Source organism: Polymorphospora sp. A560 (genome assembly GCF_045781765.1).
Taxonomy (GTDB): domain Bacteria; phylum Actinomycetota; class Actinomycetes; order Mycobacteriales; family Micromonosporaceae; genus Polymorphospora; species Polymorphospora lycopeni.
The window spans coordinates 3366546-3380627 of sequence record NZ_CP122282.1 but is presented as its reverse complement, the minus strand read 5'-3'; the positions used below and the strand labels follow the sequence as shown (position 1 = coordinate 3380627).

General features: G+C 71.8%; 11 protein-coding genes. 5 read left to right on the top strand and 6 right to left on the bottom strand.

The window, feature by feature from the left end:
- The first annotated feature begins 10 nt into the window (after positions 1 to 10).
- Both QCD66_RS15325 and QCD66_RS15320 read left to right on the top strand, forming a co-directional pair.
- On the top strand, positions 11 to 2032 hold the full coding sequence (locus QCD66_RS15325; protein ID WP_375733504.1) for a bifunctional aldolase/short-chain dehydrogenase: 2022 nt from the start codon (positions 11 to 13) through the stop codon (positions 2030 to 2032).
- Entirely contained in the window at positions 2029 to 3513 is a 1485-nt protein-coding gene (locus tag QCD66_RS15320; protein WP_375733503.1) for a rhamnulokinase family protein, read from the top strand. Before QCD66_RS15325 ends, QCD66_RS15320 begins: the two co-directional genes overlap by 4 nt.
- Positions 3514 to 3556: 43 nt before the next feature.
- On the opposite strand, the gene QCD66_RS15315 is transcribed toward QCD66_RS15320, so the two are convergent.
- The 6 genes from QCD66_RS15315 to QCD66_RS15290 all read right to left on the bottom strand — a co-directional run bounded on the left by QCD66_RS15315 (position 3557) and on the right by QCD66_RS15290 (position 11092).
- Positions 3557 to 5569: a beta-galactosidase gene (locus QCD66_RS15315; protein WP_375733502.1), complete on the bottom strand. Its 2013-nt coding sequence runs from the start codon at positions 5567 to 5569 to the stop codon at positions 3557 to 3559.
- Positions 5570 to 5679: 110 nt separating this feature from the next.
- Positions 5680 to 6879: a glycoside hydrolase family 43 protein gene (locus tag QCD66_RS15310; RefSeq protein ID WP_364216791.1), complete on the bottom strand. Its 1200-nt coding sequence runs from the start codon at positions 6877 to 6879 to the stop codon at positions 5680 to 5682.
- A 64-nt stretch (positions 6880 to 6943) separates the two neighbouring features.
- Positions 6944 to 8263: an extracellular solute-binding protein gene (locus QCD66_RS15305; RefSeq protein WP_364216794.1), complete on the bottom strand. Its 1320-nt coding sequence runs from the start codon at positions 8261 to 8263 to the stop codon at positions 6944 to 6946.
- Between the two features lie 71 nt (positions 8264 to 8334).
- Positions 8335 to 9180 carry a carbohydrate ABC transporter permease gene (locus tag QCD66_RS15300; RefSeq protein WP_357539109.1) on the bottom strand — a complete coding sequence of 282 codons (846 nt, stop codon included), beginning with the start codon at positions 9178 to 9180 and terminating at the stop codon, positions 8335 to 8337.
- Positions 9181 to 9209: 29 nt separating this feature from the next.
- On the bottom strand, positions 9210 to 10052 hold the full coding sequence (locus QCD66_RS15295; RefSeq protein WP_357539108.1) for a sugar ABC transporter permease: 843 nt from the start codon (positions 10050 to 10052) through the stop codon (positions 9210 to 9212).
- Between the two features lie 314 nt (positions 10053 to 10366).
- Positions 10367 to 11092 carry a FadR/GntR family transcriptional regulator gene (locus QCD66_RS15290; RefSeq protein WP_375733501.1) on the bottom strand — a complete coding sequence of 242 codons (726 nt, stop codon included), beginning with the start codon at positions 11090 to 11092 and terminating at the stop codon, positions 10367 to 10369.
- A 58-nt stretch (positions 11093 to 11150) separates the two neighbouring features.
- Between QCD66_RS15290 and QCD66_RS15285 the strand changes: the two genes are divergently transcribed.
- The 3 genes from QCD66_RS15285 to QCD66_RS15275 are packed head-to-tail and all read left to right on the top strand — an operon-like array spanning position 11151 to position 14046.
- Positions 11151 to 11900 (top strand): (Fe-S)-binding protein, encoded by a 750-nt coding sequence (locus QCD66_RS15285; protein WP_357539106.1) that lies wholly within the window; start codon positions 11151 to 11153, stop codon positions 11898 to 11900.
- Positions 11901 to 11914: 14 nt separating this feature from the next.
- Positions 11915 to 13417: a lactate utilization protein B gene (locus QCD66_RS15280; protein WP_375733544.1), complete on the top strand. Its 1503-nt coding sequence runs from the start codon at positions 11915 to 11917 to the stop codon at positions 13415 to 13417.
- On the top strand, positions 13414 to 14046 hold the full coding sequence (locus QCD66_RS15275) for a lactate utilization protein C (protein WP_375733498.1): 633 nt from the start codon (positions 13414 to 13416) through the stop codon (positions 14044 to 14046). The genes QCD66_RS15280 and QCD66_RS15275 overlap by 4 nt, the downstream gene beginning before the upstream one ends.
- Positions 14047 to 14082: the final 36 nt, after the last annotated feature.

Sequence of the window (14082 nt, the reverse complement as noted above, 5' to 3'; positions counted from 1 at the left end):
AATGTCTACAGTGGATGATCTGGTCACGCGGTCGAACCGGCTCGGCGCCGACCCGCGCAACACCAACTACGCCGGCGGCAACACCTCCGCGAAGGGGCGGGCCGCCGACCCGGTGACCGGCGAGCCGGTCGACCTGCTGTGGGTGAAGGGGTCCGGCGGCGACCTCGGCACGCTCACGCCGGCCGGCCTGGCGGTCCTGCGGCTGGACCGGCTGCGCGCGCTGGTCGGCGGCTACCCCGGCATCGAGCGCGAGGACGAGATGGTCGCCGCGTTCGACTACTGCCTGCACGGCCGGGGCGGGGCGGCGCCGTCGATCGACACGGCGATGCACGGCCTCGTCGACGCGGCGCACGTCGACCACCTGCACCCGGACTCCGGCATCGCGATCGCGACCGCCGCCGACGGGCCGGAACTGACCAAGGAGATCTTCGGCGACCGGGTCGTGTGGGTGCCGTGGCGCCGCCCCGGGTTCCAGCTCGGGCTCGACATCGCCGCCATCGCCCGCGACAACCCGCAGGCGATCGGCGTGATCCTCGGCGGGCACGGCATCACCGCCTGGGGGGCCACCAGCGAGGAGTGCGAAGCCCGCTCACTGGAGATCATCGGTACGGCCGCCGACTTCCTGGCCACCCGCGGACGGCCCGAGCCGTTCGGTGCCCCGATCCCCGGATACGAACCGCTGCCCGAGCCGGACCGGCGGGCCCAGGCGGCCGCGCTCGCGCCCGTCATCCGCGGCCTGGCCTCCACCGACCGGCCCCAGGTCGGCCACTTCACCGACAGCGACACCGTCCTGGACTTCGTCTCCCGGGCCGGACATCCGCGCCTCGCCGCCCTCGGCACCTCGTGCCCCGACCACTTCCTGCGCACGAAGGTGCGGCCGATGGTGCTGGACCTGCCGCCGGACGCCCCGCTGGACGCCGTCGTCGCCCGCCTGCGGGAACTGCACCAGGAGTACCGCCGCGACTACCGGGCCTACTACGAGCGGTACGCCGACGCCGACTCGCCGCCGATGCGCGGTGCCGACCCGGCGATCGTGCTCGTGCCCGGGATCGGCATGTTCAGCTACGGCGCCAACAAGCAGACCGCCCGGGTCGCCGGCGAGTTCTACGTCAACGCGATCAACGTCATGCGCGGGGCGGAGGCGGTGTCGACGTACGCGCCGATCGACGAGGCCGAGAAGTTCCGGATCGAGTACTGGGCCCTCGAAGAGGCGAAGCTGCGCCGGATGCCCCGCCCGAAGCCGCTGGCGACCCGGGTCGCGTTCGTCACCGGCGGCGGGTCCGGGATCGGCCGGGCGACCGCCCACCGGCTCGCGGCCGAGGGCGCCTGCGTCGTCGTCGCCGACCGGGACGCCGGCGCCGCCAGGACGGTCGCGCGGGAGATCGGTGACACCGACACGGCGATCGCCGTCGCCGCCGACGTCACCGACGCCGACGCGGTGGCCGCCGCGCTGCGGGACGCGGTCCTCGCGTTCGGCGGGGTGGACCTGGTCGTCAACAACGCCGGGCTGTCGATCTCCAAGCCGCTGCTGGAGACGACCGAACAGGACTGGGACCTGCAGCACGACGTGATGGCCAAGGGCTCCTTCCTGGTCTCCCGCGAGGCCGCCCGAATCCTGGTCGAACAGGGCCTGGGCGGCGACATCGTCTACATCTCCAGCAAGAACTCGCTCTTCGCCGGGCCGAACAACGTGGCGTACGGGGCGGCCAAGGCGGACCAGGCGCACCAGGTCCGACTGCTCGCCGCCGAACTCGGGGCGCACGGCATCCGGGTCAACGGCGTCAACCCCGACGGTGTCGTACGCGGCTCCGGCATCTTCGCCGGCGGCTGGGGCGCGCAGCGGGCGGCGGTGTACGGCGTACCCGAATCCGAGCTCGGCGCCTTCTACGCCCAGCGCACACTGCTGAAGCGGGAGGTACTGCCCGAGCACGTGGCAAACGCCGTCTTCGTCCTGACCGCCGGGGAACTGTCGCACACCACCGGGCTGCACGTTCCGGTCGACGCCGGCGTCGCCGCCGCCTTCCTCCGTTGACCCGGCCGACCGGTGGGCGGCCGGCCGTCGTGGCGGCCGTCGACCTGGGCGCCTCCGGCGGCCGGGTCATGGCCGGCCGGGTCGGCCCGGACGACCTCGACCTCACCGCCGTCCACCGGTTCGGCAACGATCCGGTCGAGGTGCGCGGCACCCTGCACTGGAACATCCTGGGCCTGTACGAGCAGGTGCTCGCCGGCCTGCGCGCGACGCTGGCCGACCACCCGGAGCTGGCCAGTGTCGGCATCGACTCGTGGGGGTGCGACTTCGGCCTGCTCGACGGGCACGGGCACCTGCTCGGCAGCCCGGTGCACTACCGGGACCGGCGCACCGACGGCGTCATGGCGCAGGTGTCGGCGCAGCTCGGTGCCGGCCACCTGTACGACGTCACCGGCCTGCAGGCGCTGCCGTTCAACACCGTCTACCAGCTGGTCGCGGCCAAGCGGGCGGGGCTGCTGGACGCGGCCGGCACGATGCTGCTCATCCCGGACCTGCTGTCGTACTGGCTCACCGGTGAACTCGGGGCCGAGGTCACCAACGCCTCCACCACCCAACTGCTCGACGTACGCCGGCGCGGCTGGGCACTCGACCTCGTCGAGCGGCTGGGGCTGCCCGGTGGGCTGCTCCCCCGCCTGCGGGAACCGGGCGAGCCCGGCGGGACGCTGCTGCCGGCGGTGACACGACAGGTCGGGGCCGACCGTGCGGTCCCGGTCACGGTGGTCGGGTCGCACGACACCGCGTCCGCCGTCGCCGGCGTACCCGCCCGCGACGACCGGTTCCTCTACATCTCCTGCGGCACGTGGTCGCTGGTGGGGGTCGAGCTGGACCGGCCGGTGCTGACCGACGCGAGCCGTCGGGCCAACTTCACCAACGAGTCCGGCGCGGACGGCACGGTCCGCTACCTGCGCAATGTCATGGGGCTGTGGCTGCTGCAGGAGTCGATGCGTGGCTGGGCGGCGGCCGGAGCGCGGCCGGACCTGGCGGCGGTCCTCGCCGCCGCCGCCGAGGTGACCCCGTTCGCCGCCGTCGTCGACTGCGACGATCCGGTGTTCCTGCCGCCGGGCGACATTCCGGCCCGCATCGCCGACGTCTGCCGCCGTACCGGGCAGCCCGTTCCGGGTACGCCGGCGGAGGTCACCCGCTGCATCCTCGACAGCCTCGCGCTGGCCTACCGGCGTACCGCCCGCCAGGCGCGCGAGCTGTCCGGCCGCGATGTCGACGTCATCCACGTCGTCGGTGGCGGCGCCCGCAACGGCCTGCTCTGCCAGCTGACCGCCGATGCCTGCGGGCTGCCGGTGCTGGCCGGGCCGGTGGAGGCGACAGCACTGGGCAACGTGCTGGTCCAGGCGCGCGCGGTCGGTGCCGTCGGCGGTGGCCTGGCCGAGCTGCGTTCACTGGTGGCCCGGACCCAGCCGGTGGTGCGGTACGAGCCGCGCGGTCACGAGGCGGCCTGGGCGGCGGCCGAGCGTCGGCTGACCGCCTGACGGCGGCCGCGCCCGGCGCCTCGGGGGCCGGGCGCGGCCGTGGTCAGACCGGGCGGCGCAGGACCAGTACGCCACGGGCGGGGACGGTGGACGCCTCGCCGGCCCCGACCAGCACCTCCCCCTCGATGCCGGTGACGACGTCCTCGTCGGTCCGGTTCACCAGGAACCAGAAGTCGTGGACGCCGTCGGTGCGTACCGCGAGTTCGACGCGGCCCGCCAGGTCGGCGACCTCGCCGCGCAGGCCGAGACGGACGAGCATCGGGTCGAGAAGCTGTCGCAGGCCGGTGACGCCGAGCCGGGTCGAGACGTAGGTCGCCGAGCCGGCTCCGACGGTCCGGCGGGTGATCGCGGGCCGGCCGGCCTGTTCGCCGTCGAGGTAGCGGGCCAGCACCTCGACGGCCGGGTCGACGACGTCGACGTGGTCGGTCCACAGGCTCCCGGTGCCGCCGTCGGACAGGGTCACCGTCGTGGTGTCGAGCAGTGGGCCGAACTCCTGGATCCGGATGCCGAGCAGGTCGCGCAGGGCGCCGGGAAAGGCGCCGGGCCACAGGTGGTCGTTCTCGTCGACGATGCCGGAGAAGTACGTGGTGACGAGGTGGCCGCCGTCGTCGACGTACGCCCGCAGCCGGGCGGCCAGCCGCGCCGGTACGACGTACAGCACCGGTGCGATCACCAGGTCGTACCGGTCCAGGTCGTGGTCGACGGGTACCACGTCCGCCCGGGTGCCGGTGGCGAGCAGGGCGGAGTACCAGTCGAGTGCCTCCTGCCGGTAGTCGAGCCGGCCGGTGGGGTGCGAGTCCAGTTCGCCGCCCCACCACGAGTCCCAGTCGTAGACGATGGCGACCCGTGCCGGCCGCCGGTCGGATCCGACGACGGGGGCGAGTTCGGCCAGCGTACGGCCGAGTGCGGTGACGGCCCGGAAGACGTCGCTGTCGCGGCCGGCCTGGGGCAGCATCGCGGAGTGGTACTTCTCCGCGCCGGCCGCGGACTGCCGCCACTGGAAGAAGCAGACGGCGTCGGCGCCGTGCGCGACGTGGGTGAGGGAGTCGCGGGCGAGTTCGCCGGGCCGCTTGACCAGGTTCACCGGCTGCCAGTTGACGGCGCTGGTGGAGTGTTCCATCAGGAACCAGGGGCGGCCGCGGGCGAGGTTGCCGGTCAGGTTGGCCGAGAACGAGAGCTCGTCGAAGGTCTGCGGGCCGGGCCGCCGGTAGTGGTCGTTGGCGACGAAGTCGACCTCGTCGGCCCATCCGGCGTAGTCGAGGGCGTTCACCTGGCCGGTGACCATGAAGTTGGTCGTCACCGGCACCCCGGGGGTCAGCGTACGCAGCAGGTCACGCTCGGCGCGCAGGTGATCGAGCAGGGCGTCGGAGGAGAACCGCTTGAAGTCCAGCTGCTGGGTCGGGTTGGGGTGGGCGGCGGCCAGCCGGGGCGGCAGGATGTGCTCCCAGTCGCCGTACCGCTGCGACCAGAACGCCGTACCCCAGGCGTGGTTGAGCCTGTCGAGGGTGCCGTACCGGTCGCGCAGCCAGTCGCGGAACGCGCGGGCCGCGTCGTCGGAGTAGTCGTAGGCGTTGTGACAGCCGAGTTCGTTCGACACGTGCCAGGCGACGAGCGCCGGATGGCCGGCGTACCGGCGGGCCATGGCGTCGACCAGTCGCAGCGCGTGCTCCCGGAAGACCGGCGAGGTGGGTCGCCAGTGCTGCCGGGCGCCGGGCCACACCGTCTCGCCGAGTTGGTTGACCGGCAGGATCTCCGGATGCCCGGCGGTCAGCCACGGGGGTGGCGACGCGGTGGCGGTGGCAAGGTCGACGGCGATGCCGTTGTCGTGCAGCAGGTCCATCACCTCGTCGAGCCAGCCGAAGTCCCACTCCTGCGGTGCGGGCTGGATCCGCGACCACGAGAAGATCGCCAGCGAGACGATGTTCACCCCGGCTTCGCGCATGGCGGCGACGTCGTCGTCCCACACCTCGCGCGGCCACTGGTCCGGGTTGTAGTCGGCGCCGTAGCCCATCCGTGGTCGGCCGGGTTCGGTCGGCCATTCGATCCATCGAGTCATGCTCGCCCCTTCGTTGAACCGGCCGCCGGCCCGGACCCGGGCGCCGGGGATGGCGCGCCCGGGTCCGGGCCGGCTGTCTGTCGATCGCGGGTGTGCGTCACCCGCCGGTGCTACTGCCGCGGCCAGACCCAGTGCGACACGGGGTCGCCGTCGAGGTCGGTCCGCTGCTTCTTCACCACGAGGTTCTTCACGGCCTCGCGCATCTCGTAGAGCTCGGTGCGGATGACGCTGCCGCCGTTCATGTTGTTGTGCAGCGACATCATGATCCGGCCCTGCGGGAACTGCTTGTCGGCGAAGGTGCGGAAGAGCATCGAGTGGCCCTTGTTCTCGGTGATCACCACGTCCTCCTGGGTCCACGGGCCCTTGAGGTCGCCGGACTTGGAGCGGGCGAGCGTCACCACGTACTCGTTGTTGTGCTTGCGGTAGCTCGTCCAGAACATGAGCAGTTCGTTGTTGTAGGTGCGGTAGAACGAGGGGGCGTCGGTGACGTACGGCGGAAGCTGGACGTCGTCGACCCGGCCCTCCTGGTAGTACCACGGGGCGTCCGAACCCTTGAACAGGTAGATCGGGTCGCCCTGCCCGCGGCCGGTCAGGTTGCCTGCGGCGTCACGCTCCAGCCGGATGGCCTCGATCGTGCCGTCGATCTTCTGAACCCACTCGTGGGCGTAGACCATCCACGGCTGGCCCTCCGGGTCGACGTAGAGCGTCCCGTCGAGCGTCATGTGGTTCGACGGGGCGACCGGCGAGTCGAGGTTGAGCAGTTCGAACGGCCCCATCGGCGAGTCGGCGGCGGCGATGACGGTGCCCCGCCAGTGCTGGTTCTGCCAGATCTGGCCGCAGTCGCCGCAGTGCTGTCCGTTGGTCGACGCGGTGGCCAGCACCCGGTCCCGGTTGTGCAGGGTGGCGAACCAGTAGTACCTGCCGTTGTAGTGCCAGGCCTCCGGTGCCCACGTGCCGTGTGCGGCGTTCGCCCAGGACCCCTGCGGGTTGGTGAACACCGTCACCGGCGCGCACCAGTGCTTGAGGTCGATGCTGCGGCGGACGGTGTTGCCCTGGTAGAGGTAGTAGATGCCGCTGACCGGGTCCGGCATGATGAAGGGGTCGTGGACGCGGATGTCCCGCAGTTGCTGGGTGGCCGCACAGGGCAGGCTGGTGGCGGCCGTGGCCCCCGCCGTGCCCGCCACGTGGTCCAACTTGCGGGTGGCGCCGGCGTTGGCCGAGCCGGACAGCCCGGCTGCGACGACGGTGACGGTCGCGGCGACCGCCAGGTGGCGGCGGAACCTGCCCCGGAAGGCGCGTTGCAACAACATCGATTCAGGTCTCCTTCGTGAACTGTGCTGACGGACCGTGGTCGGGGATGCGGTCGGCGTCGGGTCAGTTGCCCGCGACGGGGATCGACTGCGACTTCAGCGCGTCGACGGTGGAGTTCTGGGCGGATTCGAGGGCGGTGGTCAGGTTGCCGTTGCCTTCGATGGCGCGGGCGAACCCGTCCCGGACGTCGCTGTAGGTCTGCGTCATGGTCGGGCCCCACGGGAAGTCCGCGTCCACGTTTCCGGCCGCCTCGGCGAAGATGCCGGAGATGTCCTGGTCGCCGAAGTACGGCAGCGGCTTCGCCAGCGCCGGCATCCGCTGGCCCTCGACCGTGGCCGGGTAGAGGCCGCCGTTCTCGTTGAGTGCCTGCAGGGCCTCGGGGTCGCTGTTGAGCCAGGTCGCGAACTTGGCCGCCTCGTAGGGGTGTTCGGTGGAGCGCAGCACGGCGGTGGTGGATCCGCCCCAGTTGCCGGCGGCCCGCTGTCCAGCCGTCCACTGTGGCATGTACGCGACCGCCCACTTGCCGCTGGCGTCGGGGGCGTTCTGGGACAGCAGGGCGTTGGCCCAGTACGGGCTGACCCAGGTCCAGATCTCACCGGTGTTCATCGCGTTCCACCACTCGTCGGACCAGCCCGCCATCGGCCGGGCCAGATCCTCGTCCAGCATCCGCTGCCAGTAGTTGGCGACCTGCTGCGACTCCGACCCGGTCAGGCTCACGGTCCACTGGTCGCCGTCGACGGAGAACCACTGGCCGCCGGCCTGCCAGATCTGGCCGAGGAACCAGTTGACGTCGCCGGAGGCGAAGTGGTGGATGTGGCCACCCTTGGTGCGGATCACCTTCGCCGCCTCGTAGTACTCCTCCCAGGTCGTCGGCGGCTGGAGCCCCGCCTCCTGGAACAGGTCGGCGCGGTAGTACATGCCGATCGGACCGATGTCCTGCGGCACGGCGTAGACCGCGTCGGCCTCACCGAAGGAGACCTGCTGCCAGGTCCAGGGGACGAACTTGTCCTTGACCTCGGGCACGCCCTCGCAGTCGGCCAGGTTGACCAGGCCGTCCTGCAGCCGGAAGCTCGCCAGCGAGTCGTACTCGACCTGCGCGAGGTCCGGCGCGTTGCCGGCCTTGATCCCGTTGAAGAAGTTCTGGTACGCGCCGTCGGGGCCGGCGGGGCCGGTGACGAACTTGACCTGGATGTCGGGGTTCTTGGCGTTCCAGATGTCGATGACCTTGTCGATCCCCGGCACCCAGGAGTAGTACTCCAGGGTGACCGGGCCGTCGGCGGGCTCGCACGCCTGTGCCGCGTTGTCCGGCTCGTCACCGCCTCCGCAGCCGGCGACGGTCGCGGCGAGCACCGCCGCCAGCGCGCCCGCGGCGCCGCGCCTCATCCAGCGATCCACGATAGAACCCTCTTTCTTTCATTCGGGGTGAGTGCCTGTCCGGGCCGCCGGTCAGGGCGTTACTTCAGTCCGCCCGTGGTCAGCCCGGACCGCCAGAACCGTTGCAGGGAAAGGAATGCGATGATCAGTGGGACGACCGAGACGGCGGCGCCGACGATCACCAGCGTGCGCAGTTCCGGTGCCTGTTGGGTCGCCTGGCTGTTCCAGGCGAACAGGCCGAGCGTGACCGGGAAGAGTGACTCGTCACGCAGCATGATCAGGGGCAGGAAGAAGTTGTTCCAGATCTGCACGAACTGGAAGAGGAACACGGTGACCAGGCCGGGCGCCATGAGCGGCGCCGCCACCCGGAAGAAGACGCGCAGCTCGCCGTGCCCGTCGACGCGGGCGGCTTCGAGCAGCTCGTCCGGGACGCTGCTGGCGGCGTACACCCGGCTCAGGTAGACGCCGAACGGGCTGACCAGGCTGGGCAGCAGCACCGCCCAGAGGGTGTCGGCCATACCGGCCTGGCTCAACAGGAGGAACAGTGGGAGTGCGAGCGTGGTGGCCGGCAGCAGTACGCCGCCCAGCACCACGTTGAAGACGACCTCCCGGCCGGGGAACTCGAACTTCGCCAGGGCGTAGCCGGCCATCGCGGCGATGACGGTCGCGCCGAGCGCGCCGACGCCGGCATACAGGACGCTGTTGAGGATCCAGCGCAGGAACAGGCCGTCCTGGAAGGCGAACAGGTCGCCCAGGTTGTCGGCGAGGTTGAAGTCGGCGAACCACAGCGGGTTGGTCGAGGTCAGGTCGGCCCGGCTCTTGCTGGCGGCGATCAGCAGCCACCACAGCGGCGCGAGCATGTAGCCGGCGAAGACCACCATGACCAGCAGCGGCAGCAGCTTCCGGACGTATGGGCTGGTGGACACGTGTCGCTCCGAGGTCTTTGCGGTCCCGGTCACAGCGACGATCCCCTCTGGGCGATCCGGAGGAAGGTGAACGACAACGCGAACGTGGCCAGCGCCAGGACGACCGAGAAGGCGGCGGCGAGGTTGAAGTTGGGTATGACGGAGGTGCTGAAGACGACGAGATTGGGCGTGTAGCTGCCGGTGACCGCGGTGGTCAGCGACCGGAAGACCTGCGGCTCGGTGAAGAGTTGTAGCGTTCCAATGATGGAGAAGACGCCGGTCAGGACCAGGGCCGGGCGCACCATGGGCACCTTGATGGACAGTGCGATACGGATGTTGCCGGCTCCGTCGAGCCTGGCGGCCTCGTACAACTCCTGGGGTACGGCCTTGAGAGCCGCATATATGATCAACATGTTGTAGCCGGTGAACATCCAGGTGGTGACGTTGGCCAGGGACCACAGGACCAGCGAGCCGGACATGAACGGGACCCGCTCGGTGACCCAACTGAACGGCGACAGCGACGGCGAGTAGAGGAATCCCCAGATGATGGCCGCGATGACGCCGGGCACCGCGTACGGCGCGAAGTAGGCGAGGCGGAAGAAACGCTTCAACGGCAGCAGGCCGGAATCGAGCAGCAGGGCGAAGAGCAGGGCCAGTCCCAGCATGACCGGCACCTGGACGACCCCGAAGAGCAGGACCCGGCCGACGCTCTCCCGGAAGGCCTCGTTCTCGAAGACCCTGACGTACTGCTCGAAGCCGCCGAAGACGGTTTCCGGACGGCCGAACGTCCCCTCGCGCCGCACCTTGAAGAAGGACTGGTGGATGGCGTAACCGATCGGCACCAGGTAGAAGAGCAGGAAGAGTACGACGAACGGCAGTAGGAGGACGGCCACCGCGCCGGGTGCCCGCCGACCGCCGCGGCGCGGCGCCCGCCGGGTTTTCCGGTCAGCCCCGCCGTCCGCGGACCGCCCCGGTCGGGGCGCGGTGGAGGGTCTCACCACCTCGGCCATCTCCACAGTGCCCACCTGTTCTTCAGCGTCACTCGTGATCTCGACAACTCTATGAATCGTTTCACTTAGCCTGGAAGTATCAACCGTGTTACGACGACTGTCAAGGCATCGAGTCGCTTCGCCGGAGACGTCGGCGTCGCTCGATTCGCCTGCAACCCTGACGGGAGCACAGGGGCCGGCGACGCCGGACCCGGCGGTCAGCGGGACGCGGTCGCGGTGCCGTGGAAGGCGCGGATGTGCCGCTCGACCCGCCGGGCCGCCTCGTCGGCGTCGCGGTCGGCGATCGCGGCCAGGATGTCCCGGTGCTCGACCCGCAACCGCCGGCTGACGCCCGGCCAGTCGTCGAGTCCGGCGACCAGGTCGAGGACGTACCCCTCGATCGCGTACCGCAGGGACGACATCATCAGGGCCACCGCCCGGTTGCCGGCCGCCTCGGCGAGTGCGATGTGGAACCAAACGTCGGCGGCATGGAACCGCTCTGGCGTGAGCCCGGGCTCGTCCATCTCCCGCAGCAGCACCTCGGCGGCCGTGAGCGCCGGTTCGGGCGTACGCGCCAGCCGGGACACCGCGTCCCGCTCGAGCAGCACCCTGGTGTCGACGACGTCCGGCACCGACAGGTCACTGGTGGCGATCGCGAGCCGCAGCACCGCCCCGAGCGCGGTGTCGGCCCGACCGGCGATCACCGCGGCGCTGCCACGTCCGGCCGTGTCGGCGGGCCGGGCGACGCCGAGCGCCTCCAGGGTCCGCATCGCCTCCCGGACGGTGGGACGGCTGACACCGAGCCGTTCGGCGAGGCTCCGCTCGCTGGGCAGGCGGTCGCCGGGGCGCAGCAGTCCGGCGCTGAGCAGCTGCTCCACCTGGCCGAGGATCGCCTCGTGGGGGCGGGCGCCGACCACCGGCGAGAAGAGCTGTTCCACCGTCACGGCGCGAGTCTAGACATCCGGGCTTGCACCACGGGAGAAATGGCCTGACCATTTAGCCGTGCGTATCGCCCTGTTCGTGACCTGCCTGGCCGACACCATCGCCCCGCGGGTCGGTATCGCCACCGTCACGCTGCTGCGTCGCCTCGGCCACCGGGTGACCTTCGACCCGGCCCAGACCTGCTGCGGGCAGATGCACGTCAACTCCGGCTACCCGCGCCAGGCACTCCCCCTGGTCCGCCGCTACGTCGAGGCGTACGAGGACGCCGAGGCGGTGGTCGTGCCGTCCGGCTCCTGCACCGGCTCGATCCGGCACCAGCACGCCGTGGTCGCCGAGGCTGCCGGCGACCACGAACTGGCGGCGCGGGCCCGCGCCGTCGCCGCCCGCACCTACGAGCTGAGCGAACTGCTGGTCGACGTGCTGGGGGTCACCGACGTCGGCGCGACCTACCCGCACCGGGTCACCTACCACCCGACCTGCCACTCGCTGCGGATGACCCGGGTCGGCGACCGCCCGCTGCGCCTGCTGCGCCGGGTACGCGACATCGACCTGGTCGAACTGCCGGCGGCCGACGAGTGCTGCGGCTTCGGCGGCACGTTCGCGCTGAAGAACGCCGACACCTCCGCGGCGATGCTGGCGGACAAGCTGCGGCACGTCGGGTCGACCGGGGCCCGGGTGGTGACCGCCGGCGACGCGTCGTGCCTGCTGCACATCGGCGGGGGCCTGGCCCGACTGACCACCTCGACACCACACGGCGGGGTGCGGACCGCGCATCTGGCGGAGATCCTGGCGACGGAGGCGACACCGTGACGACGTTCCTCGGCATGCCCGGCCCACCGACCGCGGACCCCGGGTCGCGGCTGCGCGGCGACGAGCCGTTCCCGGCCGCCGCGGCGCGTACGCTGCGCGACACCCAGTTGCGCCACAACCTCGGCAACGCCACCGCCACCATCCGGGAGAAGCGGCGCAGGATGGTCGCCGAGGTACCCGACTGGGAAGAGCTGCGCCTGGCCGGCAGCGCCATCAAGGCCGACGTGCTGGCCCGGCTGCCGGAACTGCTGACCACGTTCGAGGCCGCGGCCACCGCCCGCGGGGCGACCGTGCACTGGGCCGCCGACGCCGCCGACGCCCGCCGGATCGTCACCGACCTCGTCCGGGCCACCGGCGCCGACGAGGTCGTCAAGGTCAAGTCGATGGTGACCCAGGAGATCCGCCTCAACGAGGCGCTCGCGGATGCCGGCGTACGGGCGGTGGAGACCGACCTCGCCGAACTGATCGTCCAACTCGGCCGGGACGAGGGAAGCCACATCCTGGTCCCCGCCATCCACCGCAACCGGCGGGAGATCCGCGACATCTTCCGCCGGGAGATGCCCGGCGTCGACCCGGAGCTGAGCGACGACCCGGCCGCGCTGGCCGAGGCCGCCCGCCGGCACCTGCGCGCCACGTTCCTGCGGTCCCGGGTCGCCGTCTCCGGGGCGAACTTCGCCGTCGCCGAGACCGGCACCCTGTCGGTGGTCGAGTCGGAGGGCAACGGCCGGATGTGCCTCACCCTCCCGGAAACCCTCATCTCCGTCGTCGGGATCGAGAAGCTCGTGCCGACCTGGCAGGACCTGGAGGTGTTCCTGCAGCTCCTCCCCCGCTCCAGCACCGGCGAACGGATGAACCCGTACACCTCGATGTGGACCGGGGTGACGCCCGGCGACGGGCCGCAGCACGTCCACGTCGTCCTGCTCGACAACGGCCGCAGCGCCGTCCTCGCCGACCCGCACGGCCGCGCCGCCCTGCACTGCATCCGCTGTTCGGCGTGCCTGAACGTCTGCCCCGTCTACGAGCGCGCCGGCGGCCACGCGTACGGGTCGGTCTACCCCGGCCCGATCGGGGCGGTGCTCTCCCCGCAACTGACCGGCATCACCGGCGGCGACGACCCGAACGCCGCGCTGCCGTTCGCGTCGTCACTCTGCGGCGCCTGCTTCGACGCCTGCCCGGTCCGGATCGACATCCCGGCCATGCTGGTGCACCTGCGCGCCCGGGCGACCGAGGCCCGGTCCGGGCCGCTGCCGTCGGCCGAGGCGGCCGGCCTCGGCGCGGTCGCGTGGACGCTCCGTGACCCCCGCCGGCTACGGATCGCCCAACGACTCAGCCGCTGGGGCCGGCTCCTCGCCCGCTGGCAGAGCCGCCGCGACCCCGCCCCGCCCCGGATCCGCCGGCTGCCCGGCCCGGGCGCGGCCTGGACCCGCAGCCGGGACCTGCCCGCACCACCGGCCCAGACGTTCCGCGAATGGTGGGCCCGGTCCGGCCGGGCCGAAGACGGAGGGAACACACCATGAACGCCCGCGAACGGATCCTCGCCCGCCTCCGGCAGGCGGTGCCGGACGGTGCCGGCGGGGTCACCGTGCCGCGCGACTACCGCCGGGCCGGCGCCCTTCCCCCGGGCCACCCCGACCTGCTCGACCGGTTCGCCGACCGGCTGCACGACTACCGGGCCGGGGTACGCCGGTGCGGCGCCGACGAGGTGGCGGACGCCATCGCGGCGGCACTCCACGACGTACGGCGGCTCGTCGTCCCCGCCGGTACCCCGCCGCAGTGGCTGACCGGCTGGCGGGCGACGGCGGACGCGACCGTACTCACCGACCAGCCGCCGCTGACCGTCGGCGACCTCGACGCCGCCGACGCCGTCGTCACCGGCTGCGCCGTCGCGGTCGCCGACACCGGAACCATCGTCCTGGACTGCGGGCCGGGCCAGGGCCGGCGGATCCTGTCCCTCGTCCCCGACCACCACGTCTGCGTGGTCCGGGCCGAACAGGTCGTCGGCCTCGTCCCCGAGGCACTGGCCCGGCTGGACGCGACCCGGCCGCTCACCTTCGTCAGTGGCCCGAGCGCCACCAGCGACATCGAACTGCACCGCATCGAGGGTGTGCACGGCCCACGCCGGCTCGACGTCGTCATCGTCGGTTGACCGCCGACGACCGGAACGCTCCACTATGGACGATGA

What these genes read in the sequence shown, in the direction of transcription:
- QCD66_RS15315 (WP_375733502.1), bottom strand. Translation starts at nt 5,569, where the DNA reads ATGACTCGATGGATCGAATGGCCGACCGAACCCGGCCGACCACGGATG.
- QCD66_RS15310 (WP_364216791.1), bottom strand. Translation starts at nt 6,879, where the DNA reads ATGTTGTTGCAACGCGCCTTCCGGGGCAGGTTCCGCCGCCACCTGGCG.
- QCD66_RS15305 (WP_364216794.1), bottom strand. Translation starts at nt 8,263, where the DNA reads ATGAGGCGCGGCGCCGCGGGCGCGCTGGCGGCGGTGCTCGCCGCGACC.
- QCD66_RS15280 (WP_375733544.1), top strand. Translation starts at nt 11,915, where the DNA reads ATGCCCGGCCCACCGACCGCGGACCCCGGGTCGCGGCTGCGCGGCGAC.
- QCD66_RS15275 (WP_375733498.1), top strand. Translation starts at nt 13,414, where the DNA reads ATGAACGCCCGCGAACGGATCCTCGCCCGCCTCCGGCAGGCGGTGCCG.